Origin of the sequence: Desulfonatronum zhilinae, from assembly GCF_900182865.1 — a bacterium.
GTDB lineage: Bacteria > Desulfobacterota > Desulfovibrionia > Desulfovibrionales > Desulfonatronaceae > Desulfonatronum > Desulfonatronum lacustre.
In genome coordinates this window covers 24,729-46,662 of record NZ_FXUJ01000003.1, presented here as the reverse complement: position 1 = coordinate 46,662, position 21,934 = coordinate 24,729, and the positions used below count along the sequence as shown (strand labels likewise).

Here is a 21,934-nt window from a genome sequence, read left to right as displayed (position 1 = left end):
GACTTTTCGACGTTTGATGCCGAATTTGCGTAATCCTCAATAAACTGCGTGAGTCGAAAGGAGCCTCCCATTACCGAGCGCATCAACAAAGAACAGGCCGTTGTTTACGACCGGTGGCATGAGACCGAGGCCGGAACCTTTGCTCTGGCCCAGGAAAAGCGGTTGTTGCAGCATTTCATGGCTCCCTGGATCAGAAGGCAACAGAAGCTGCTGGAGGTGGGATGCGGGCCGGGGCGGTTTTTGCAGTTTTTCTGGGAGAGCGGGTTCGACGTCTCCGGGCTGGATGCTTCCCCGGCCATGCTGGAGTTGGCCCGGGAACGCCTGGGGAACCGGGCCGAATTGCATCTGGGGCAGGCGGAACATTTGCCGTTTCGGGACAAGGAATTCGACGTGGTGGCTCTGCTGACCTTGTTGGAGTTCTGTCCTGATCCGGAACCGGTGCTGCAAGAGGCCCTGCGCGTGGCCCGGAAGGCCGTCCTGGTCACCTTTCTGAACAAGCACTCTCTGTACGCCCTGGCCCGACGCAGCGGCCTGCGGCGGAAAAAGAACGGGTTTCTCCGCAATGTCCGCTGGTTTTCCTGGTGGGAAATCAGGTCCCTGCTCCAGGAGCAGGCCGGGCCGCGGCCCATGATCGCGCAATCCGTGCTCATCGGACCGCAGCGGACGTGGTCGGCCAAATCTTGCTGGCGCAAGTTGAATTGCCGTCTCTGGCCGCCTTTTGTCGGCGCGTATGCCGGGGTGCGCTGCGACCTGGTGGGCGATGCACCGCTGACCCCCATCATGGCCTGGAAGGAAAAGGCCAAGCTGCGGCCCATGGAGCAGCCGGCTTCTTCCGGCGCGAACCGGAACAAAGAGAACGGATAGGTTGTTCCCGGCTCAATCCTCCATGGCCAGGAAGTCGGCCATGATGGTTTTCAGGCCGAAGCCGGTGAAATTGACGCGGTAGCGGTTGGGGGGGAGGAATTCGACGATTTTGCCGCGGCCGAAGATCTTGTGTCGGCAGTAGCCGAAGGTTTTTGGGTCTTTGGGGGCATGGAGGGGGTGAGGGAGGCTGCCGGACGGCTTGGGCGGCGGGAGCGTTTTGGGCGCGGGGGAGCGGGACGTGGGCCGACCAGCCTTGGCCGCGTCGCGGGGTTTGAGGGTTCCGAGATAGTCTTCACGCCATTCTTCATAGCATTCCAGAGGCAGTTCGCTGATGAAGATGCTCGGCATGGCCGGTTCGCTGCCGCCCATGAACCGGTTGTAGACTGAGGAGGGCACGAACAGTCCGAGATAGTCACGGGCCCGGGTGCAGGCCACGTAGAGTAGGCGGCGTTCCTCTTCCAGATCGTCGGCCTTGTCCAGGGCATGCCGGGACGGGAAGCGGCCGTTGACCAGGTCGATGATCAGCACGGACTTCCATTCCAGCCCCTTGGCCGAATGGACCGTGGACAACACCACGTAATCCTCCTGCTCGGAATCCACTTCGCCGCCTTCCTCCGGGCTTTCCAGGGTCAGTTCGGCCAGAAAGGCGTCCAGCTCCTCGAAGCCCGCTGCTATCTGCAGGAGCTGGTCCAGCCCGGCTTGGCGGCGGGGGTAGTCGTCCGGGTAGCGCTCCTGGAACAGGGGGCGGTAGAACTCCAGGATCCGTTCCAGGGCCGCGTCCGGAGCGGGCTTTTCCCGGCGCAGGTCGTTGATCAGGGCGAAGGCTGCGGCCACGTCCGGAAATTTCTTTTCCACCTGAGCGACTTTTTTCTGGTCGCCTTCCAGCAGGGCCTTGCAGAACCCGGTGCAGGTCTTGGGGCCCAGGCCCTTGACGTGGACCACGGCCCGCTGCCAGGCGGGCAGGTCCGCCGGATTGGCGATCAGGCGCAAATAGGCCAGCACGTCCTTGATGTGCGCGGCCTCGGTGAACTTCAGCCCCCCGAACTTGCGAAACCGCAGGCCGATCCTGTTCAGGAGCATCTCCACGGGATAGGATTGGAAGCCGGCCCGGAAGAGCACGGCGATGTCCCGCAGCCGGCATTCCCGGGACAATTCCAGAATCTTGTCCACCACGGCCTTGGCCTGGGTCTGGTCGCTGATGGTGTGGATCAGTTGGGGCTTGGGGCCCTCGGCGCGCCGGGAGAAGAGGTTCTTCTCGAATCTGGTGGTTGCGTTCTTGAGCAGGGCGTTGGTCAGGTCCAGAATGGGCTGGGCCGAGCGGTAGTTCTCTTCCAGGCGGACGATGGTCGTGTCCGGATAGGTCTTGGGGAAGGCGAGAATGTTGCGCACCTCGGCTCCGCGAAAGGCGTAAATGGACTGGGCGTCGTCGCCCACGACCATCATCCCCCGCCCGTCCCCGGCCAGCAGTTGGACCAGCCGGGCCTGGACCCTGTTGGTGTCCTGAAACTCGTCCACCATCACATGGCCATGGCGCATGCGCAGGAATTCGGCCAGATCCTCCCGCTCCCGAAGCAGGCGTTCCAGATTGTAAAGCAGGTCGTCGTAGTCCATCAGCCCGTGGCGCGGCTTGAACGCGGCGTAGGCCTCGGCGATGAGCTGGACGTCCCCGGCATAGGGCAGCAGATGCGGAGACTCCTGCTCCAGAAGTTGGGCGATGTCCATTTCCTTGTTCCGGGATTTGCTGATCAGCCCGAGAATGGTCGCTTTCTTGGGAAAGGCCTTGTCGCCCTTGCCCAGGTTCAGATCATTGCGGACCTGGCCGAGGACCTCGCGCATGTCCGGGGAGTCCATGATCGTGAACCGGTCCGGATAGCCCAGGGCCGGGGCGTAGCGACGCAGGACCGAGCTGGCGAAGGAGTGAAAGGTGCCTCCGGCCACGCCCCCCAGTTCCCGTTCGATCAGCCGGGCGGCCCGGTGGAGCATCTCCTGGGCCGCCTTGCGGGTGAAGGTGAGCAGCAGGATGTTCTCCGGAGCCACGCCCTGCCGGACCAGATAGGCCAGGCGGTAGGCGATGGTCCGGGTCTTTCCGCTGCCCGCGCCGGCGATGACCAACAGTGGCCCCTGGCTGGAGTGCACGGCCTGCCACTGGGCCGGATTAAGTTGCTTTTGAAAGTCGATGGTCATGGTTGGCGTCCCGTGGTCACCGGGAAAGAATCAGTTTGCGGTCCACGCCGAAGTGTTCCAGAACCAGCCTGCCCACGTCCCGGACCCGTTTGGGGCCGGAGTGGGTATCGGATTCGGCGTCGGCTGTCTCGGAATCGTAGAAAAACGCGTCGTCCGGCTTATGGCAGCCCTGGCGGTCCTCTTTGCCGAAGACGCGGGCCTGGTCGAACTTGGCCCGGAGGGAGAAGCCTCGGTGCGGGACGCAGACCAGGTCCGGAATCGCCGGATCGGATGGGGAATTTCCTCGCGCCGGCATGTCCAAAGTTCGTTCCGGAGCGCGTTCCGGATAGATATCACGCCAGGACAGGACGTCGCGGATCACCGGACGGCCCTGCCACTCCAGGCGCGTCAGTCCGGCCCTGATCCGTTCTTCCAGGCTCGCGGCCTCGTCCGGCGTGACCCGGCCACGGCCAAAGCGGGAAGTATGCAGATAAATCCGGCCAGGGTCCAGGGCAAAGGCCCGGCTTTGGGTGGAGATGATCCCGGCGTCCAGTTCGTGGCGCGGTGGGCCGTCAGTGACCAGCAGGCCTTGTTCCCGCAGCCAGGCGTTCAGGTCCACCTCCATGGTCAGGCTGGTGAAGCCGTGGTCCGCCAGGACCAGCAGCCGCTTGGGTTCCGGAAGCGCGGCAAAGCGCTCCAGCACGTCCCCCACCAGTTCGTCCCAACGGCCCAGAAAATCCAGGCTGGGCCCGTGCCAGGGGTGCGCGGGGTTTTCCAGGGCCGGAAAAAGGAAGTGGCCCAGGCGGTCGGTTTCCGTGAGCACGAAAACGAACAGATCCCAGGCCAGGTCGGGCCAGAGCAGGTTCAGGGCGGCCCGCCTGCCGCGCAGGGCGCGGTCAAGCTCTTCCAGCAGGTAGCCCGGGTCCGGTCCGCTCCGGGTGGTGTCCGCTTCCAGCACGTACCCGGAGGAGCGCAACGGGTGGGCCAGAAAGGGCGGGAAAACCGCCCGGTTCATATCGTGGGCCACGAAACCGGAGACCAGCATGCCCTTGATGGGCCGGGCCGGATAGGTATTGGGCAGGTTGACCACCCGGCTGGTCAGGCCGTGGTCGCCCAGCCGGTCGAACAGGGTCCGGGTCCGGACCTGGGAAAAATCCGCAAACCGGATGGCATAGTCCTGGGGATCAAGCGTAGTGAAGCCGAAAATGCCGTGCTCCTCCGGCCCGGCGGCGGTGAAAAAGGAGGTCCAATTCACCGGGGAGAGTTCCGGCAGTTCAGCCCGGATAGGCCTGGCTTGAGGCGTCAGGGCGATCCGGGCCAGATTGGGCAAATGTCCGGCTTGGCACAGGCGGCAGGCCGTGGAGTACGGCAGCCCGTCCAGGCCGAGGACGACCAGCCTCGGGCGATGCGGAGATCGGGATACCGGGCCGGATTTCTGGCGTGGATTGAGGGGCGTTGCTTCAGGCATCGTGGCGGCCTTCTACAGTTCTTTTCACCACCCGTCCATTCACCTTGCGTACGGTTCTCCCGCACACGGCTCCGCGGTCGGCCATCTCCTCATCGGGATTGGCTTGCCAATACACGGCTTTTTATGGTGAAAAATCCAAGCTCCGCAAAGAAGGCATTGGGTCGGCGTTTCTGAGTGTTCGGACACTCTTCCCGTTCCCGGCTCCGCACCCCCGGCTGAAGCCGATTCGTAATGCGGCTTAGCGCTCCAATCTCTCCAGCAACCGGGCCGGATCACGCACGAAGTCCTCACTTTCACGTCCGCAGTCGAAAAAGTCCTTGTTGAAGGAGGTGATCAGGTTGAGGGCTTCCCAGCGGGTCAGGTAGTACTCCAGCAAATGAGGCAGCTCGGTGAATACCGTGGCCTCGGGCTTGGGGTCGACGAAGCTGGATTCCTGGAGGCGGCGGCAGGACAGGGTCTGGGTCTGATAGAACTGTTCCATGAAGAGCAGTTCCGCGGGCATCCTGGCCTCGATGCCGATGCGGCCCATCAGGCGGATCAACAAGTGGATGATCCCCGCCCCGAAATGGGCCACGGGGTAAGGTAAAAAAAATTTCCACGGCCTCTTCACCTGGAGATAAGACTTGATGGTCAGGATCAGTTTGCTCAGCAAAACCGCGTCGGGATCCACGAAATGCCAGGTTTTCCCGCCGAACTCCTCCCGGTGACTGAGGACATGATGAACAAAGGGCGGAATTTTCGCGGCGTTGGTATAGGAATGGGCGGCCCGCCTGTTGGTGAAGAGCAGGGGCATGATCTGGTCGGCGATGGCGAACATCATCCGATGAAATCCTTGAATCTTGTGGTCATGGGCCCCGTAAACCACACCCAGGCGGATAGTGGTATAGTCCAGCCCGTATTTCCGGTGCATCTCCGCCAGGGCCAATTCCGCCAGCAGCTTTGATTTGGGGTAGTTGGGCAGCTCCGCGGTCAGTTCCAGGCGATCCGCTTCGGTGAGGTTCTCACCGGGCGGCAGGACGGCGGCGGAACTGAAATGAATATAGGGAATGCCCTGTTCCAGGGCCGCTCGGGCCAATTGCAGCGCCCCCAGGTAGTTGGTCTGGTAGGCAAGCAGGGGGTTGGAATCGAGCGCGGCGATGGCGCAGTTGATGATGAATTCAGGCCTGTGACGGCGAACATGGTGGCGGATATCCTCGGGGTTGCGCAAACTCAATTGTTTGCTGTTGGGGCCCATCAGTTCAAACCCGCCGTCCACATGGGTCTTGAAGTAATGAAGAATCCCCCCACCGATCAAGCCGGAACCACCCACCAGTAGACCATATTTTACGATATTATCCGGACAATCGTGACTTTCCTTGACCATGCCAGACTCCTGCGCTTGAGATCAACATCATATTTTCAGCCGACAATGAGCCTTCATCCGTGCTCCAAGATCAAGCAACTGTTTTTCGCTATCATCCGAAAATGGTGAGGCAACAGACGAAACGAACCGAGAACATGTCGAAAATACGGCTCCAGGCGAAGGAAATCTCATTGGACGGGAGTATTCATTCGATAAAAGTGCAATTCTGATAAAACAGCGGTCACCTGTCTTGTTGGATATACTTGCAACTACTCCGCAAAGCCAGATAAAAAACTGGGTACCCCAGGTTACCCCGGCCTGTTGCCGGAGATTTAACAGTTTGTTTTTTGTTTGGCTATTCAGCCAAATTGCAAACTTTAAAGGTGGAAGCTTACGGCCTTAATCACTGTCCCTACTGCCCCCCAGGTTCTGGCCAGTTTGCTCACGCACTCAGCACCGTCCTGAAAACTGGTACAATTACAAGCAAGATAGTTCCGCGACAGCGGCAAGGTCAATGCGTGGAGTCGCGGTCGCGGTGGCTATCGACTTCACCTTTTTTGATTTCGATCTATGCGGACTCGTCCCTGGATAACCGGATCCGTGGCTTGACAGCCATCAATTGACTTATTAAAAAAGCCATTTCGTCGTTTAGCTATATATACATTCTTGAGGCGTATGGAAAACACACTGGCTATGGCCAAGGCAATGGCCGACGGGAACAGGATGCGAGTCATTGCGGCGCTCATGGAACATGACGAACTGTGCGTCTGCCAGTTGATTGAGATGCTTGGCTTGGCCGGAGCAACAGTATCCAGGCACATGAGCATTCTGCAGGCTGCCCGTCTGGTTCAAAGCCGCAAGCAGGGGCGATGGGTTTTTTATCGTCTCTCCGATGAATTTCCTGAACTACTCCGAGCATGGCTTCGGGAATCGCTGGCCGCCTCACCTGGGGTTCTGGCGGACAGAGACAACTTGAAGGCCATCCTGGCCTGCGACCCCGATGACCTGTGCCGTCGCCAACGCGAGGGTGCGGAATGTTCCGCGTAATTGTTCAACGTGTTTCAAGGAGAGCGCAATGACCGAGTCCGTTGCCAAACAAATGTCCGTTCTGGACCGGTACCTGACCCTCTGGATCTTCCTGGCCATGCTCGTTGGCGTGGGGGCCGGGTATCTCTTCCCGGCCATCCCGGACATCCTCAATCTCTTCCAGATCGGAAATACGAACATCCCCATTGCCATCGGCCTGATCGTGATGATGTACCCGCCCCTGGCCAAGGTTCAGTACGACAAGATGCACCTGGTCTTCCGTCATACCCGGGTGCTGGTGCTGTCCCTGGTCCAGAACTGGATCATCGGGCCGATTTTGATGTTTCTGCTGGCCGTGGCCTTTCTCTCCGACCATCACGAGTACATGGTCGGCCTGATCCTGATCGGCTTGGCCCGGTGCATCGCCATGGTCATCGTCTGGAACGACCTGGCCAAGGGCGACCGGGAATACTGCGCCGGGCTGGTGGCCTTCAATTCGGTCTTTCAGATCCTGCTCTTCTCGGTCTACGCCTACCTCTTCCTGACCGTGTTTCCAAGCTGGCTGGGCATTGAGGGCGCCCTGGTGGACATCACCATGAAGGAAATCGCCGTCAGCGTGCTGATCTATCTGGGCATTCCCTTTGCCGGGGGCATCTTCTCCCGGTTGTACGGGGTACGGGCCAAGGGTGAACAATGGTACCAGGAAAAATTCATTCCCTTCATCAGTCCTTTTACCCTGATAGCCCTGCTGTTCACCATCGTGGTGATGTTTTCCCTCAAGGGCGAGTACATTGTTGAACTGCCCATGGACGTGGTCCGCGTGGCCATTCCGCTGCTGATCTACTTCGTGGTCATGTTCGTTGTTTCCTTTTTTCTGTCCATGAAATTCAAGGCCACCTATGAACAGTCCACGTCGCTGAGCTTCACCGCGGCCTCCAACAACTTCGAACTGGCCATCGCCGTGGCTATCGCCGTGTTCGGCATCCATTCCGGGGTGGCCTTTGCCGCGGTCATCGGGCCCCTGGTGGAAGTGCCGGTGCTCATCGGGCTGGTCCACGTGGCCCTGTATTTCAAGCGCAAGTACTTCCCCTTTGCAATGCAAACTCCCACCGGCGTCTGCCACGTGACCTGCAAACCGGTGGACGTCAAATAGCCCGTATCGAAAACTCAGGCTTCCGCCCAGCTCCAAGCAAGCCGGGCGGGACTATAATGACGCCTTACACCTCTCCAAGAATGTACTCGCGGGCTGGCTATTGACGCCGAGCACAAACTTGCCTATTTGGCCAAATAAACATGCAAAGGGCGGGGCATGCGGAATAAACACGAATTTCGATCCAAAATTTTCAAGGCTCTGGGCCACCCCAGCCGGATTCTGCTGGTGGACGCCCTGCTGGAAGGGGAGCGGTGCGTTTGCGAACTCCGGGAGTTGGTGGGCGCGGATGTGTCCACCGTGTCCAAGCATTTGTCCGTGCTCAGGGAAGCGGGCGTCGTGGGCTGCGAGAAGCGCGGAACCAACGTCTATTACTCACTTCGAATGGAGTGCGTGAAAGGCTTTTTATCCTGCGTGGACCGTTTCAACGCCCGGAGGGTCGAGGAGCACGCCTGTGTCTTGTGCGAAGGAGTCAGAAGTCAGGAGCCAGAAGTCAGGAGTTAGAAATCAGGAGTCAGAGCGGGAATCGGGATTGAGCAGGCAGCTGAGAATCGGCTTTATATAATCAGATGAGGAGGGTTTTATGAAAATCAAGGTATTGGGGCCAGGTTGCGCCAAGTGTTCGGAAGTGGAACGGATCGTCAGGGAAGCCGTGGCCGAGTCCGGCAAGGCCGTTGAGGTGGAAAAGATCACGGATATGCAGGAATTCATGAAGTACGGCGTGTTCAGCACCCCCGCCGTGATCGTGGACGATCAGGTCAAGGCCGTGGGCAAGGTGCCGGGCAAGAAGGACGTGCTGGCCTGGATCAACGGGTAATATGCGCCTTCCATCTCAGCCTGAGCGCTTTCAGCCGCGAATGAAAGCCGCCGATTCCGGAGCCTGGGCCTTGCGGTTCGGTCTTGCGGTTTTGCTGGTCGGTCTTGCCTTTGCCGCCTGGGCCGAGGAAACGCCCAACGACCCGCCCGAAGCCCCCGTGCCCGGCATGGTCACCGTGGCCAGTTTCGGAGCCAGAAACTGCGTTCCCTGTCGGATGATGGTTCCCATCCGGGAGGAACTGCAACGAGAGTACGAGGGCCGGGCGGCCATCGTGTTCATCGATCTGCACCGCCACTATGAATTGATCGACCAATACGCCATTCAGGTCATCCCCACGCTGATCTTCTACGACGACAACGGCAACGAGGCCAAACGCCATATCGGATTCATGGACAAAAAGTCCATTGAGGCCGAATTGGCCAAGCTCGGCGTTGAATAGCTGTCCGTTGAAAAACTCCGAATTGCTCCCTGCTTTTGGCGCTTTTGAACGAACAGCAAAATAGGGATTTTTCAGCACTCAGATAGGATCTGTATGGACCAGTTTTTCATTACCCTGAACATGTGGATCACCAGCGGAACTGGCTTTGCCATGGCCGGAAGCTTTTTATGGGGCATGGTCAGCGTGTTCTTCAGCCCTTGTCACCTGGCCTCCATTCCGCTCATCGTCGGCTACGTGGGGGGACAGAACAAGCTCATCGAAGGCCGGGCTGCCGCGGTCTACGCCGGGCTTTTCTCTTTCGGCCTGTTCGTGACCATTGCCTTGGTGGGCATTGTCACCGCGCTTTTGGGAAGGATGCTGGGCGACATCGGCCCCTGGTGGACCATCCTGGTCGGGCTGATCCTGATTTGGGTCGCTTTGGACATGCTCGGCGTATCCAGATGCTCCATGTCCTCCGGCCTGATGAGCAAGCTCAAGGTCTCCGGCAAGTCTGGAGCGTTGATTCTTGGCCTGGCCTACGGGGTGCTCTCCGGCTCCTGCACCTTCGGCTTCATCGCCCCGATCCTGGCCATCATCACCATCCAGGACCAACTGGCCAACGGTCTGATGCTGATCATCCTCTTCGGCATCGGCCACTGCATCCCCATCGTCATTGCCGGCAGCTCCACGGCCCTGGTCCGCCGGATACTGGAAAGCCGGTCCATGGCCACAGGCGGCCTGTGGTTCAAGCGCGGAGCCGGCACGCTGATCGGCCTGCTGGGATTGTACTTCATCGCCTTGCCGTTTCTGGATATCTAGCGCCACCACTTTGCAATCTCGCTTTCAACATCGCGAGCATCTCAACCAATCTCCATCCCCTTCTTCTAGGAAAGCCCCATGAATTCAAAAACCCTTATCGGCATCGTGGTCGTTCTGATCGCCGTTCTCGGGACCATCGTCTTGATCCATCAGCACCAAAGCGGGCAGCTCGACGACACGGCCGCCGTAGATTTGCAAACCTTCGGGGAATCCGCGGCCCATGTCGCCGGTAACGGCGTTGACCCGAGCCTGCTTCCCGGCATCCCTTCGGACCTGCCGCGCTTGGTGGACCTAGGCGCGGACAACTGTATTCCCTGCAAGCTGATGGCCCCGATCCTTCAGGAATTGAAGGTCGAATACGCCGAAGCCTTCACCACGCATTTCATCGACGTCTGGAAAAATCCGGAAGCGGGCCGCCAGTTCAGCGTCCGGATGATTCCCACTCAGATTTTTTTCGATGCCGAGGGCAAGGAACTCTTCCGCCACGAGGGGTTCATGTCCAAGCAGGATATTCTGATGCGGTGGAGGCAATTGGGCGTCAGCGTGGCGACGGCGGGGTAGAACGTCATTTTCACGCAGGCGGGAATCCAGTCTTTTTACGTTGATCGCAGCGTCCAATTTTGTAACTACTCAGCACAGAGGATTCTGTTGCCGGGGTCGGAATCGGAATCGGGATCGGGATCGAAAACGCTGGGGTGCGTTCTAAATTCTTCCTGTTTCGATTCCGATTCCGATAGCGACCCCGACTCCGATTGCCGGAGCAAGATCGGACACAAAATGTGCTGAGTAGATACCCAATTTTTTGAACAACAAAAGGCCCTATCATGAATTGGAAATCCGAATGGAAGCCTTTGGCCGTCATCGTGACGGTCTTTCTGGTCATGTACTACCTGCCCGTGGGCCTGCCCCGCTTCGACAACGCCATTCACGAGGCCTTGCAACTGGCCCGCTGGTACGCCCAGGAGCACGTGCTGCTTTGTCTGATCCCGGCCTTTTTCATCGCCGGGGCCATCGGCGTGTTCGTCAGCCAGAACTCCGTGCTCAAGTACCTGGGGCCGCAAGCCAACAAGGCCTGCGCCTACGGCGTGGCCTCCTGCTCCGGCTCGATCCTCGCGGTCTGTTCCTGCACCATCCTGCCCCTGTTCGCGGGCATCTACCGGATGGGCGCAGGCATCGGCCCGGCCACGGCGTTCCTGTATTCCGGCCCGGCCATCAACATCCTGGCCATCGTGCTCACGGCCAGGGTCCTGGGCCCGGAAATGGGCATTGCCCGGGCCGTGGGCGCGATCGGCTTCGCCGTGGTCATCGGTCTGATCATGCACCTGATCTATCGCCGGGAAGAGGCGGACAAGGCTGCTCAGGCCGCGCACATGCCCGAGGACGAACCCACGCGCGGACTGGGCCGGACCGGCCTGTACTTCCTGAGCATGATCGGCATTCTGGTGTTCGCCAACTGGGGCGCGCCGGAAGCGGCCGAAGGCGTCTGGCGGACGGTGGCGGAACACAAATGGATGCTGACGGCGATCTTCGCCGCTGTCCTGGCCGTGATTCTCCCGCTGTGGTTCGGCCTGCCCTGGTCGCGCATGGCCCTGGTCGCCCTGCCCACCGCGGCCCTGGCCCTGGCTTTTCCCCAGGAGCCGACCATCGCCTTCGTGGCCGGATTCATCGGCCTGTCCGCGGTGATCAGCACCCGTGAAGACGAGCTGGGGCAGTGGTTCTCATCGTCCTGGATCTTCGCCAAGCAGATTCTGCCCCTGCTGCTGATCGGCGTTTTCGTGGCCGGACTGCTCCTGGGGCGTCCAGGCAACGAAGGCCTGATTCCCTCGGAATGGGTCAGCGCGTCCGTGGGCGGCAATTCCCTGGCCGCGAACTTTTTCGCCTCATTCGTCGGCGCGTTCATGTACTTCGCCACCCTGACCGAGGTGCCCATCCTGGAAGGACTCCTGGGCAGCGGCATGGGCAAGGGCCCGGCCCTGGCCCTGCTTCTGGCCGGTCCGGCTCTGAGCCTGCCGAATATGCTGGTCATCCGGAGCATCATGGGCACCCGGAAGACCGTGGTCTTCGTCTGCCTGGTGGTGGTCATGGCCACCATCAGCGGGATGATCTACGGACACTTCTGGGGATAGCCGAACCGTAAACCAACGGAGGAAATCATGTCCAAGGTCAAGATTCTCTTTCTCTGCACCGGCAATTCCTGTCGCAGCCAGATGGCCGAAGGCTGGACCAAGCACCTCAAGGGCGACGTGGTCGATGCCTTTTCCGCGGGCATCGAGAAGCACGGGCTCAATCCGCACGCCGTGCGGGTCATGGCCGAGGCCGGGGTGGATATCAGCGGATTTCGTTCCAAGACCGTGGACGAACTGCCGGAACAGGAATTCGACTCCGTGATCACCCTGTGCGGCCACGCCCAGGAAACCTGCCCCTTTATCCCCGCCAAGACGAGGCGACTCCACGTCGGCTTCGACGACCCTCCCAAACTCGCGGAGACCGCCCAATCTGAGGAAGAGGCCCTGGACCACTACCGCCGGGTGCGCGACGAAATCCGGGACTACGTGCGGACTTTGCCGGAAGCGCTTGGCGAGCGGCCCTGACTCTGCCTGTATTAGGCCCAGACCCAACATTGACCAAGGGCCCTTGGTGGATACGCTCAAAGGCTCAACCTTCCCGAATATGAAGGAACTGCGTTTCGATTGGGAAAATGGAGTTTGGCGAATTGCCTTTGCTTTCGATCCGCAACGCAAAGCCGTTCTGCTGGTAGGAGCAGACAAGCGCGGGGCGAACCAGAAACGTTTTTACAAAGACCTCATCCAGGTGGCGGATCAACGTTACCAGCAACATTTGGGCAAATTGGAGGACAGTCATGTCAAAAACTCTTGAAGAAATTTTAGCGGAATTCTCCCCCGAGGCGCAAAAAAGGATCGAAGCTCACGCCGCGAAACTTATAGCCGAGGAGCGGGCACGTCAGGAGCGACGTGTCCGGCAAGTTCGGTCGAAGCCTGCATCCCCTTCTGTTCACTCCAACACGTTGCCCCAGGCCCCAGCCCACGGGTAGGTAGTGAATGACGGCTCCCTTGGCATCTGGCTTGGAGCCATCTGTCTAAAGCCCCTTGAATCTTGACGGACGAGAGGGGCTTTTTTGCGCCCAAATATTCTACCCAGGAACGAACTATCGTCCCATGGGGGGACCATGGGCAAGGCGTGGCTGTTTTCAAGGCGGATAGCACTCGCCTATTGCGAAAAACACGGTACGCAACCGTCGCCGGTGGCCGTGCTCATGATGGCCCGCAGTTTGCCGTAGATGAAGACGTGGCTTTCCTCCAGTTCCATGAGCGTGGCTCGGCCGCGTTCCAGGCGGTTTTCGAAGAAGAGGGTGACGATGGTCAGCAGCTTGGCGTAGAAGTCCTGGTAGGATTTCTCCAGGGCCGCCGCGTCCGGGAAAGCGGCCTTGATCTGGTCCAGCAGGTCGAAGACCTCCAGGGAGACTTGGGCCGCCATGACGAGGTAGGCCGAGTCATCGGTCAGGATTCCGCTTTTGACGGCCTGCTGGACCTGGATGACTTTGCGCTCGAACTGCAGGAGCATGGCCAACTGTTCCTGGTCCAGCTTCTCCTGCTCCGCGCCGTCTTGTTGGGTGCAGCCGGCCCCGAGCAGGGTCATGGCGAGCAGGAGCGCCGACAAGGATGCAAATATTCCACGCCCAACACCGCTCGCTTTCCGATATACTTTGGCTGTACGGGTAACGTTTCGCATATTTCCGGCCCTCCCTAATCGACGAGAAGGTATCTGAACTCCCGGACCACTTCCCGACCGCGCGGACCGAGACAGAAGTCCAGAAACGCCCTCACGTCCGGCTCGTTGCTTTTCAGATAGACCAGGTTCAGTTCCCGGACGATGGGATATCCGTTGGAGATGACGTTTCCCGTGGTCGGGTCATGGCCGTTCAGGACGAGAATCTTGATGGGCATGCCCTTGTCCAGCAGATAGAGCGACGTGCCCAGGGACATGTAGCCCACGGCTCCGGGAATCCCACCCACCAGGGTGGCTCCGTCCAGGTTGGAGGCGATTTCATAGGCTTGCGGCGCGACCCGTCCGTTGGGGCCCTCCGTGGGGCTGTCCCGGTGGTGGACACCGCTGTACTCTTCAAAGAGTTCCAAAGTGCTGCGGCCCATTTCCTTGTTCACCAGGACCACTTCACGATCCCATGCCGTCAGCTCGCTCCAGTTCGTGATCCGGCCCGTGAACAGGTCGATCACGGTTTGCTTGTCCACCTCACGCAGCGGATTGCGGCTGTTGACGATGACCACCAGGACGTCCAAGCCGATGGTCACGTACTCCAATCGCTCCTTTTCCTCTTCCGACAAAGCCCGCGAAACCATGCCGATCTTGGACGTTCCTTCCATGGCGTCCACAACCCCGGTCAGACTGCCGCCTCCCTGGACCCTGACCGTCCGTCCGGTGCCCTCCCGGAACTCCTCGGCCAATTGCTCCACCAAGGGCTGGATCGTTGTCGCTCCGGAGATGCGCAATTCCTCGCTGTTCTGGCTGAATGCCGGTGTTGCCGCGACAAACAGCAGCCAGACCAGCGCCCAAACCAAATGTTTTCCCGCCAAACATTTTCCTATTCGGGACATCGCGTGTACATAAAGTCCGCGTCTCATAAATCCATGGCTCCTCGCAGGCACAGGGTCAGTTCGTCGTCGTCAATGGGCCGGGCGATCACGGCCCGAAGATGTGAGCGCAAGGCCTGCTCCAGTTCAGGGTGATAGGGTCGCCTGGAAATGCCGATGATTTGGACCTGATCACAGGCCTTGCTCACGCGGCGCAGCAGCTCGTTGTCCACCCCGTTGATCTCCAGGTTGAGCAGCACCAAGCATTCCCGGCAGGTCGTCAGAAGTTGCTCCAGTTCACCGACCTGTTCGCAGCGCAACAAACGCAGGCGATGACCGGCCAACAAGCGCTCCACCCGGGAGACATCCTTGGCGTCGTCATGCAGCATAACGGCTGTACGACTCATCTCTCCTCCGTATGTGTCGCCCGCGTCATATCGTAAACGCCAAGTAGGCTCCGCCCAGAATCAGCAGCGCTCCGCAAATCTTCTTCAGCACGGAAGCGCTCAGGGAGCGCTCGTTCCAGCGCAGGAAAAACTGGATGAATCGCGGCGACATGCCGGCCAGCATCAGGAACAGGCAATGGCCCGCCGCGAAAAGCAGGAGCAGCAGCAGGCCGTAGAACAGGTCCGTGGCGGCCATGGCCATGGTCAAGCCCAGGATGGGGGCCATGTACACGAAGGTGCACGGCCCCAGGCCGATGCCCAGGATCAATCCCAGGGCCAAAGCCCCTCTTTTCCGGGGCATGTCGGAGAGCAGCTTCTCCGGAACCAGGCACCCCATGGGCACCAGTCCGGTCAGGTTCAGTCCGAAAAGGATGAACACCCCGCTCAAAATATAGTAGGGCAACGGGCCCAGATCGCCCAGCAGCCGACCGGCCGCGGCCGTGACGATTCCCACCACCACGATGCTCCCCAGAATGCCCAAGCCGAAAAGCAGGGACAAGGACATGGCCCGGCCGGAGGTCTCGACCTTTCGACCGTTGATGTAGCCGACGATCAGGGGGATGCCCGCCAGGTGACAGGGGCTGAGCACGATGCTCAACACGCCCCAGAAAAACGCGGCCAGCATGGCCGTGGGCGCGGCCCCCCGGACCGCCAAAGTCAACGAGGACAGCATGTTCTCGAAGGAGAGTCGGTCCCGGATCGAAGCTACTCTTCCGACGGGTTGGACGACCACTCCCAACTCGCGCCACTGTTCCAAAATATGGTGTTTGGACAGAAAGCCCTCGTTGCGGTGCAGTTCGGTCCCGTCCGCGGCATAGAATATCTGGGTCGGCACGGTCGGGGATTGAAATAGCGTCAGGGCCCGCGGTTCTTTCTGGGTATCGTAGTAGAAGGTCAGAAAAACATGGCCGTAGTCGCGGTGCAGTTCCAGCAGCGAAGAGGCCATGCGCTGGCAGGGCGGACAGGATTCGATGCCGGTATTTACCAGCACGGGCAGGTCTTGCGTTCCGGAAAGAATGTCGGAGGGCGCCGGTTTGGGCAGTGAGATTATCCGCTGATAATCGGACAGGGCGGCATGGGCCGGCGTGACGACGGTGCGGGGAAGAAGCGACAGCGCCGCGATCATCCAGATGCTTCCCAGCAGGATCAGAGCGCTCCTCGGGATGGTGTCCGACATTGTTCCTCCTTCGGAGGTTGACGCTTTATCCGGGCATGCTCGTTTTATCCGGGCATGCTCGGTTTATCCGGGCATGCTCGGTGCAGCCATGACTCCCGTCGACCTCCCGACCCGTTCCGCCTCCACTGCGCCGGTCGTCAGGAGGAACTCCGTCTTCAAAATATCCCTGGCGACAAGCCCCAGATGTTTGTAAAACGGCGATTGCGCGAAGGATATCACCCGGTCGGCGAACAGCGGCCCCCAGGCTCCCAGATGGATGGGGAAGAAGTCCGTCCTGCGATCCCGCCATTCTCGGGCGACCGTAACATCGTCCCGGCACAGGGCGGCGTGTTCCTGAAACAGAAGGTAGTACATGAACTCCAGTTCCGCGGTGATTTGATCCGGCGGGTTCCCGCCGTCCGGAGCGCTGGTCACCCCGGCTTCCCGGTAGCGCTCCGCCGCGTCGTCGATGCTTTCGTGGGAGAGCATCTTGTTCACATGGAAATAGACCGACCCAAAGGGCGGAGCCAGGACTTCAAAAGGCCCGAAAAATAGCTTGGCATGCTCCACTCCGAGTGCCTCGCGGCCCTGCTCGTCGCCGGGCAGACTTTCCAGCATGGTCAGGGCCGAATCCTGAATTTCCGGGACCCAGGTCGGTGCATGAGCCGCCAGATTTTCCACGTTTTGCGGCAAGTGGTCGTCCGGGGGAAAGAAGCACCCGGCCAAGGCTTTATAGGTCTCCAACCGGGCGATGATGTTCGGGTCGGGCATGAATGGTCTCCGTGGGTGCTTTTTTTACAACAGATATGTTCTCGATCCTCTCAGCTATTGTGGATCGGCATCGAAATCGAAACAAGCCTTTTGAAGACCGATTTCGATGTCGATGTCGATTGATGCTGTCATCCCTTGTAATCCAGGTCTTTCCGGGCTCTTTGCTGGGATTGAAGGAATTGCCGTCCAATCCTGAAAAACACGGCTCGCGCCCGAACCCGATGTCCGGGCGCGGGCCGTGCCCAGGAGGAGCCTACTCCGGGGTGGCTTCGAGGTTCCAGTATTTGACTCCGATGGAATAGATCAACATGGACAGGGAGAATGCCAGGATGATGATCCCGAATTCGTACATGCTCGGAAAGTAGGAGACAAATTCCGGCCTGTTTTCCGCCAATACGCCGATGGGTTTGACCTGGGCCGAGAGAAGCATCACCAGTCGGCCGAAGAACATGCCCACCAGGACCATGGCCGAGGCCAGGATTCTGCCTGCCGTGGAGGCCCGGATCGCGGGGATGAGCATCAGCAGCAGCGGAATGAGCAGGCCGACCCACAATTCGATCTGATAGATGGCCGTTGAGGCGATGTGCCGGAACCCGTCAAAGGCTTCCTGCAGGGATGTGTAACCGATCACGGCGCGCAGGATGAAGACGAACAGGGACACCGCCAACAGGACGGTGAACAGCTTGATGATGTTGTTGAAAAGCGGCTCCTGCTCCTTGGGCATGCCGCCGGTAACGGCGAAATGCACGAAAGTGGCCAGGACGATCACGGCCATGCCGCAGGTCACGGCGGTCACCGCGAAGTACAGGGCCGTAAAATGCCCGAAAAAGGCCGGCCGGGCGTCCGCGGTCCCGAAGACGATGCTCAGGGCGGTGTAGGACATGAACATCAACAGCAGGGCCAACAACCCGGCGGTCTTGCCGCCCGTGGAATGCCATCGGCCTTTGTGAATGGTGAAGAACTTCAAGGCCACGATGGCGATGTAGATTCCGTAGAGCACGGCCATCCACCAGACGGGCGAATACAGGTTGGGGGACAATGCCAGGTACACGGTGTTCAGCAGCGTGGACAGCGGGCCCAGATCCAGACCCTTGCACATCACGCCAACCACCAGGGCCGCCCCGGCCAGCAGCGAGGCCCGCTTGGCAATGGGGTAGTACTGCTTCATCCCGAACACCGAGGGCAGGGAAGACAGAAACGTCAATCCGGCCGCAGTCAGGGCGAAGAACAGATACCCGGACATGGGCAGGACCCAGAAGGTCACGTCGTTGGCGTTGTAGACCCCCAGCCCACGGGAGACCACGGTCAGGGCGCTGAACAGGCCGAACAGCAAACCGACGCCCAACAGACCAAACCATACCTTACTCATATTTCACCTCCGCGTGGATTATGCGATTGCGTTTTGGACGTCAGCCTGGACCATGCCCTTGCCCGGTTCGTAAGCGCAGGGACAGAACTCTCGGATGTAGTAGACCCGGGGCCGGGTGCCCAATTCCTCGCGCAGTCGCTCGGCCCGAAACATGCCCAGGAGTTGGTTGACCTTGCTTCGGGGGTCGTCCAGGTCGCCAAAAATTCGGGCATTGGCCGGACAGGCCTCCACGCAATAAGGCAACTCGCCGTTGACCACCCGGTGGTGGCAAAAAGTGCATTTCTCCACCACGCCGGTGGGCCGGATCGAGGCGTAGGTTGCGTCGGGGTCCGGATTCTGAATCGGCCAGCCCTTGGCCCCGGCCCGACGGACCGTTTCCACGGGGGTCGACGTGCCGCCGGGAATTACGGACGTATTGTCTTCCCACTCGGCATGCGGCTTGCGCCAGTTGTAATGGATCACCCCGTAGGGGCAGTTGACCATGCAGTACCGGCAGCCGATGCACTTGTTGGGATCATGAGCCGTAATGCCGCCTTCGGCCTTGTGCAGGGCCTTGGTCGGGCAGCCGCGTACGCACGGCGCGTTCTCGCAGTGATTGCACAGCGTTGGCCGGTAGTGGTAGCGGACAAAAGGATATCTGCCCAAGGTCTCGGTCATCTTCCCGGACCAACGCACCCCCTCGGGCAGGTTGTTCTCGTTCATGCAGGCGATGATGCACCCGCCGCAACCCGTACACTGCTGCAAATCTATGACCATAGCATATCGTGCCATTTATCTATCCTCCTAGACCTTTTCGACTTTCAGCCGGATGTGGCCGTAGTAGGCCGTGGAACCGCTCAACCGGTCATAGTCCACCGGGATGATGTCGTTGTTGTTCGCTCCCAGGGCCTCCTTGCCGAAGACCTTGGCCGCGTAGCGACCATAGGCCCAGTGTCCCTGACCGAAACATTTGGCCACGGTGCCGGGTTTGGCGCCTTCCCAGAGGGAGGCGGTGCAGACGATGCTGCCCGTGGGCGTGGTCAGTCGGATCTTGTCCCCGGACTTGATGCCCAGGCGTTCGCCGTCAATGGGATTCAGCTTGGCCACGTCCTCGTAGGACTTGTCCCCAGGGTCCAGGTCCTTGAGCTGGAGATACCAGGGGCAATTGGAACTCCGACCTTCCCGGTTCAGGCGGGCCTTGTAATCCACGAACTTGAAGGGATATTCACCTGAGTCGCCCCATTCGTAGGGTTCCTCATGGTGGGGGATGAAGGCCATTTCGCCCCGGGCCTCGTAGTTGCAAACCTCCAGAACGTGGTCCACGGTGGTGTTGTGCCGCTCGGCGTGCTTCTCCAACGAATCCTTCAGGGTTTCGCTGTAGAATTCGAACTTCCCGGTTTTGGTGCCCATGTTGCTCCACCGGGCCCGATACGCATAGGGATCGGAGTTCCAGACCCCGACTTCCACGAACTCTTCCCAGCCGGAGAATTTGTCGCCCCCCTTGCTCTGGGCCGGGTCCCAGAAATGCTGCATCCGGTGCTTGATGGCGTACAGTTCGAATTCCTTTTCATTGGTGGGCGCTTTACCGGTTTCCGGGTCCACGACGGCTTGATAGTAGCGCAACAGGTTGTCGAACCCGCGCTGGGCCAATTTCTCGCCCAGCAGCCAGGGAATTTCCGTTTCCATGCTCTTGGTGTCCCAGAGCCGCGCAATGGCCGGCTGCATCAGGCTCACGGACCGATACCCGTTGCTGGAATTGTCCAAAGTTCCCCAAGACTCGAACATGCAATGGTTCACCGGCAACACGATATCCGCGTAGAAACTCATTTCCGAAGCATGGGTGGTCATGTGGGCGAAAAAGTCGATCTTGGACAGGGCTTGATCCCAGCGTCCGGTGCCTGGGCAGGAAAAGGCAAAATTATTGAAATAGCCCATGGCCACTTTGATCTCGTTGGGGTCCTCGTTGATGATCGCGTCAGCCACGTTGTTGGTGTTCACCCCACCTCCGGACCGTCCACTGGCCAGATTGGGCCATTCCAAACGACCACGCTGGTCGATCTTTTCTTTCTTTGAATTGGTTTGGGCCATTTCGTCCATGAAATCGTTAGGTGAGGGAAACCCTTGGTAACTGCGGGAATTGTAGGTAAGGACACCGCCCAGGTTGTCGCAGCCGCCCACAAGGCCGTTCAAGGCATTGGCCGCCAGACAGCCGTACGTTCCACGGGGTTGCATGGCCGGACCGCCGCCGACCCAGGAAATGCAGTTCGGAGCCGCCGCGGCGAAGCCCAGAGCCACGCGCCTGATCTGGTCCGCTGGAATGCCGCAGAGCGGCTCGGCCCATTCCGGGGTGGCGTCTTTGAGGTACAGGTTCCACCACTTCGCCAAGCCGTGGGTATGTTCCTCCAGAAAGGTGAACTCATTGATCTCCTGTCCGGGGATGAACTTGTTCTCGCCGTCGAAGAAGTCGCCGACAAAAGGTTTGTACCACATTCCCTCCACCAGGATGGTATGAGCCATGGCCGAGGCCAGAGCGCCGTCGTAGCCCGGCTTGACCGGCAACCATTCGTCGCATTTGCTGCCCGTGCCGGAGAGTCGCGGTTCCACCGAGGCGATCCTCGCGTTGTCCAGGGCCCGGCCCCAACTGTTCAGGTACGAGGAGACCCCGCGGTTGGCCACCAGCGGGTCCGCGCCCCAGATCAGCACGTAGCGGGTGTTGGGGATGTCGTACTGCATGTAGGCCCACTGCCCTTCCTGGAAGTAGCGCATCTTCTCGGCCTCGGCGCAGATGGAGCTGTGAGAGATGTTGTTCGGAGAACCGATGATTTTCGGCAACCGATCGTAGAAGAGGTCGTTCAGCGCGGTGTACCGCCCGCGCATGAGCATGAACTTGTGGGTTTCGTCGTTGGCCCGCAGTTCCATGATCTTGTCCGCCAACATGTCCAGGGCCTCGTCCCAGGAGATGGGCACGAAACCGGGATCTTCATGCCGACCTTTTTTGGGATTGGTCCGCTTCATGGGCGTCTTGACCCGGTCCGGGTCGTAAACCTGCTGCAGGGCCAGGTGGGCCCGAGGGCAGGAGTTGATGCCGTTGGTCTTGGAATGCGGGTTGCCGCGAATCTTCACGGCCCGCCCGTTGATCACGTAAACTTGCTTGGAACACCAGGACGTACAGCCCACGCAACAGCTGCTGACCCATTTGCCCTCGGCCAAAGCGCCTCTGGCATGGGCCGTGTCCGGGACCAGGGCGCGCAGCGCGGGCCCGCCCGCGGCCAACCCGGCGCACGCCGCGGCGGCGCCCTTGACGAACGATCGCCTGCTGACCGCGGCTCCGCCTTTGCCGTCCATTCCGTCAATCTCCAATTGTCTCATGGCTCCTCCTTGAGGTTCTCGGATGGGGGTCATCCTCAAATTGCCGGAGCGTGGGCTTCCTGGAGTCGCGTCTGGTCACGGTCCGGCGAACACTTTGCAATGTATTGTTCATGCAGTTTTCACGGCAACACCATATTATCCGGCAAGATATGGCAATTCCCATGCCATGC

22 protein-coding genes are annotated in these 21,934 nt (G+C 60.0%); 11 read left to right on the top strand and 11 right to left on the bottom strand.

Features of this window, described 5'->3' with window-relative positions:
* Positions 1–48 precede the first annotated feature (48 nt).
* On the top strand, positions 49–864 hold the full coding sequence (locus AC559A_RS03890) for a class I SAM-dependent methyltransferase (RefSeq protein ID WP_498816359.1): 816 nt from the start codon (positions 49–51) through the stop codon (positions 862–864).
* Between the two features lie 12 nt (positions 865–876).
* Here AC559A_RS03890 and AC559A_RS03885 read toward each other — a convergent pair whose 3' ends face one another.
* From AC559A_RS03885 to AC559A_RS03875, 3 genes are all read right to left on the bottom strand, one after another.
* Entirely contained in the window at positions 877–3,048 is a 2,172-nt protein-coding gene (locus tag AC559A_RS03885) for an ATP-dependent helicase (RefSeq protein ID WP_498816357.1), read from the bottom strand.
* Between the two features lie 16 nt (positions 3,049–3,064).
* Positions 3,065–4,495 (bottom strand): alkaline phosphatase family protein, encoded by a 1,431-nt coding sequence (locus AC559A_RS03880; protein WP_498816356.1) that lies wholly within the window; start codon positions 4,493–4,495, stop codon positions 3,065–3,067.
* A gap of 238 nt (positions 4,496–4,733) precedes the next feature.
* The gene (locus AC559A_RS03875) at positions 4,734–5,858 is read right to left on the bottom strand and encodes an NAD-dependent epimerase/dehydratase family protein (RefSeq protein ID WP_498816355.1); all 1,125 of its coding nucleotides are present in this window, start codon (positions 5,856–5,858) and stop codon (positions 4,734–4,736) included.
* 654 nt (positions 5,859–6,512) lie between these two features.
* Between AC559A_RS03875 and AC559A_RS03870 the strand changes: the two genes are divergently transcribed.
* The 10 genes from AC559A_RS03870 to AC559A_RS03825 all read left to right on the top strand — a co-directional run bounded on the left by AC559A_RS03870 (position 6,513) and on the right by AC559A_RS03825 (position 12,944).
* Entirely contained in the window at positions 6,513–6,884 is a 372-nt protein-coding gene (locus AC559A_RS03870; protein WP_028572665.1) for an ArsR/SmtB family transcription factor, read from the top strand.
* Between the two features lie 28 nt (positions 6,885–6,912).
* Entirely contained in the window at positions 6,913–8,016 is a 1,104-nt protein-coding gene (gene arsB / locus AC559A_RS03865; RefSeq protein WP_028572664.1) for an ACR3 family arsenite efflux transporter, read from the top strand.
* 156 nt (positions 8,017–8,172) lie between these two features.
* Entirely contained in the window at positions 8,173–8,517 is a 345-nt protein-coding gene (locus AC559A_RS03860) for an ArsR/SmtB family transcription factor (RefSeq protein WP_028572663.1), read from the top strand.
* Positions 8,518–8,596: 79 nt separating this feature from the next.
* The gene (locus tag AC559A_RS03855; RefSeq protein WP_028572662.1) at positions 8,597–8,830 is read left to right on the top strand and encodes a thioredoxin family protein; all 234 of its coding nucleotides are present in this window, start codon (positions 8,597–8,599) and stop codon (positions 8,828–8,830) included.
* Position 8,831: 1 nt separating this feature from the next.
* Entirely contained in the window at positions 8,832–9,269 is a 438-nt protein-coding gene (locus tag AC559A_RS03850; RefSeq protein WP_498816353.1) for a thioredoxin family protein, read from the top strand.
* A 93-nt stretch (positions 9,270–9,362) separates the two neighbouring features.
* The gene (locus AC559A_RS03845) at positions 9,363–10,067 is read left to right on the top strand and encodes a cytochrome c biogenesis CcdA family protein (RefSeq protein ID WP_498816351.1); all 705 of its coding nucleotides are present in this window, start codon (positions 9,363–9,365) and stop codon (positions 10,065–10,067) included.
* Positions 10,068–10,145: 78 nt separating this feature from the next.
* Positions 10,146–10,628, top strand: coding sequence for a thioredoxin family protein (locus tag AC559A_RS03840; RefSeq protein ID WP_498816349.1), 483 nt, complete (start codon positions 10,146–10,148; stop codon positions 10,626–10,628).
* Positions 10,629–10,891: 263 nt separating this feature from the next.
* A complete protein-coding gene (locus AC559A_RS03835; protein WP_498816347.1) occupies positions 10,892–12,193 on the top strand; it encodes a permease in 1,302 nt (433 codons plus the stop codon).
* Between the two features lie 27 nt (positions 12,194–12,220).
* Entirely contained in the window at positions 12,221–12,658 is a 438-nt protein-coding gene (locus AC559A_RS03830; protein ID WP_498816345.1) for an arsenate reductase ArsC, read from the top strand.
* Positions 12,642–12,944 carry a type II toxin-antitoxin system RelE/ParE family toxin gene (locus tag AC559A_RS03825; protein WP_498816344.1) on the top strand — a complete coding sequence of 101 codons (303 nt, stop codon included), beginning with the start codon at positions 12,642–12,644 and terminating at the stop codon, positions 12,942–12,944. Before AC559A_RS03830 ends, AC559A_RS03825 begins: the two co-directional genes overlap by 17 nt.
* A 351-nt stretch (positions 12,945–13,295) precedes the next feature.
* Here AC559A_RS03825 and AC559A_RS03820 read toward each other — a convergent pair whose 3' ends face one another.
* From AC559A_RS03820 to AC559A_RS03785, 8 genes are all read right to left on the bottom strand, one after another.
* Positions 13,296–13,745: a hypothetical protein gene (locus AC559A_RS03820; RefSeq protein WP_028572656.1), complete on the bottom strand. Its 450-nt coding sequence runs from the start codon at positions 13,743–13,745 to the stop codon at positions 13,296–13,298.
* 86 nt (positions 13,746–13,831) lie between these two features.
* Positions 13,832–14,677 (bottom strand): phosphate ABC transporter substrate-binding protein, encoded by an 846-nt coding sequence (locus AC559A_RS03815; RefSeq protein ID WP_498816342.1) that lies wholly within the window; start codon positions 14,675–14,677, stop codon positions 13,832–13,834.
* A 44-nt stretch (positions 14,678–14,721) separates the two neighbouring features.
* Complete coding sequence (locus AC559A_RS03810; protein WP_498816340.1) at positions 14,722–15,081, bottom strand: hypothetical protein; 360 nt, start codon at positions 15,079–15,081, stop codon at positions 14,722–14,724.
* A gap of 25 nt (positions 15,082–15,106) precedes the next feature.
* The gene (locus AC559A_RS03805; RefSeq protein WP_498816339.1) at positions 15,107–16,297 is read right to left on the bottom strand and encodes a cytochrome c biogenesis protein CcdA; all 1,191 of its coding nucleotides are present in this window, start codon (positions 16,295–16,297) and stop codon (positions 15,107–15,109) included.
* Between the two features lie 63 nt (positions 16,298–16,360).
* Positions 16,361–17,047 carry a TorD/DmsD family molecular chaperone gene (locus tag AC559A_RS03800; protein WP_498816337.1) on the bottom strand — a complete coding sequence of 229 codons (687 nt, stop codon included), beginning with the start codon at positions 17,045–17,047 and terminating at the stop codon, positions 16,361–16,363.
* A 253-nt stretch (positions 17,048–17,300) separates the two neighbouring features.
* On the bottom strand, positions 17,301–18,416 hold the full coding sequence (gene nrfD / locus AC559A_RS03795; protein ID WP_028572651.1) for an NrfD/PsrC family molybdoenzyme membrane anchor subunit: 1,116 nt from the start codon (positions 18,414–18,416) through the stop codon (positions 17,301–17,303).
* An 18-nt stretch (positions 18,417–18,434) separates the two neighbouring features.
* Positions 18,435–19,187, bottom strand: coding sequence for a 4Fe-4S dicluster domain-containing protein (locus AC559A_RS03790; RefSeq protein WP_498816335.1), 753 nt, complete (start codon positions 19,185–19,187; stop codon positions 18,435–18,437).
* A gap of 12 nt (positions 19,188–19,199) precedes the next feature.
* Positions 19,200–21,764 carry a molybdopterin-dependent oxidoreductase gene (locus AC559A_RS03785; RefSeq protein WP_498816333.1) on the bottom strand — a complete coding sequence of 855 codons (2,565 nt, stop codon included), beginning with the start codon at positions 21,762–21,764 and terminating at the stop codon, positions 19,200–19,202.
* Positions 21,765–21,934 lie beyond the last annotated feature (170 nt).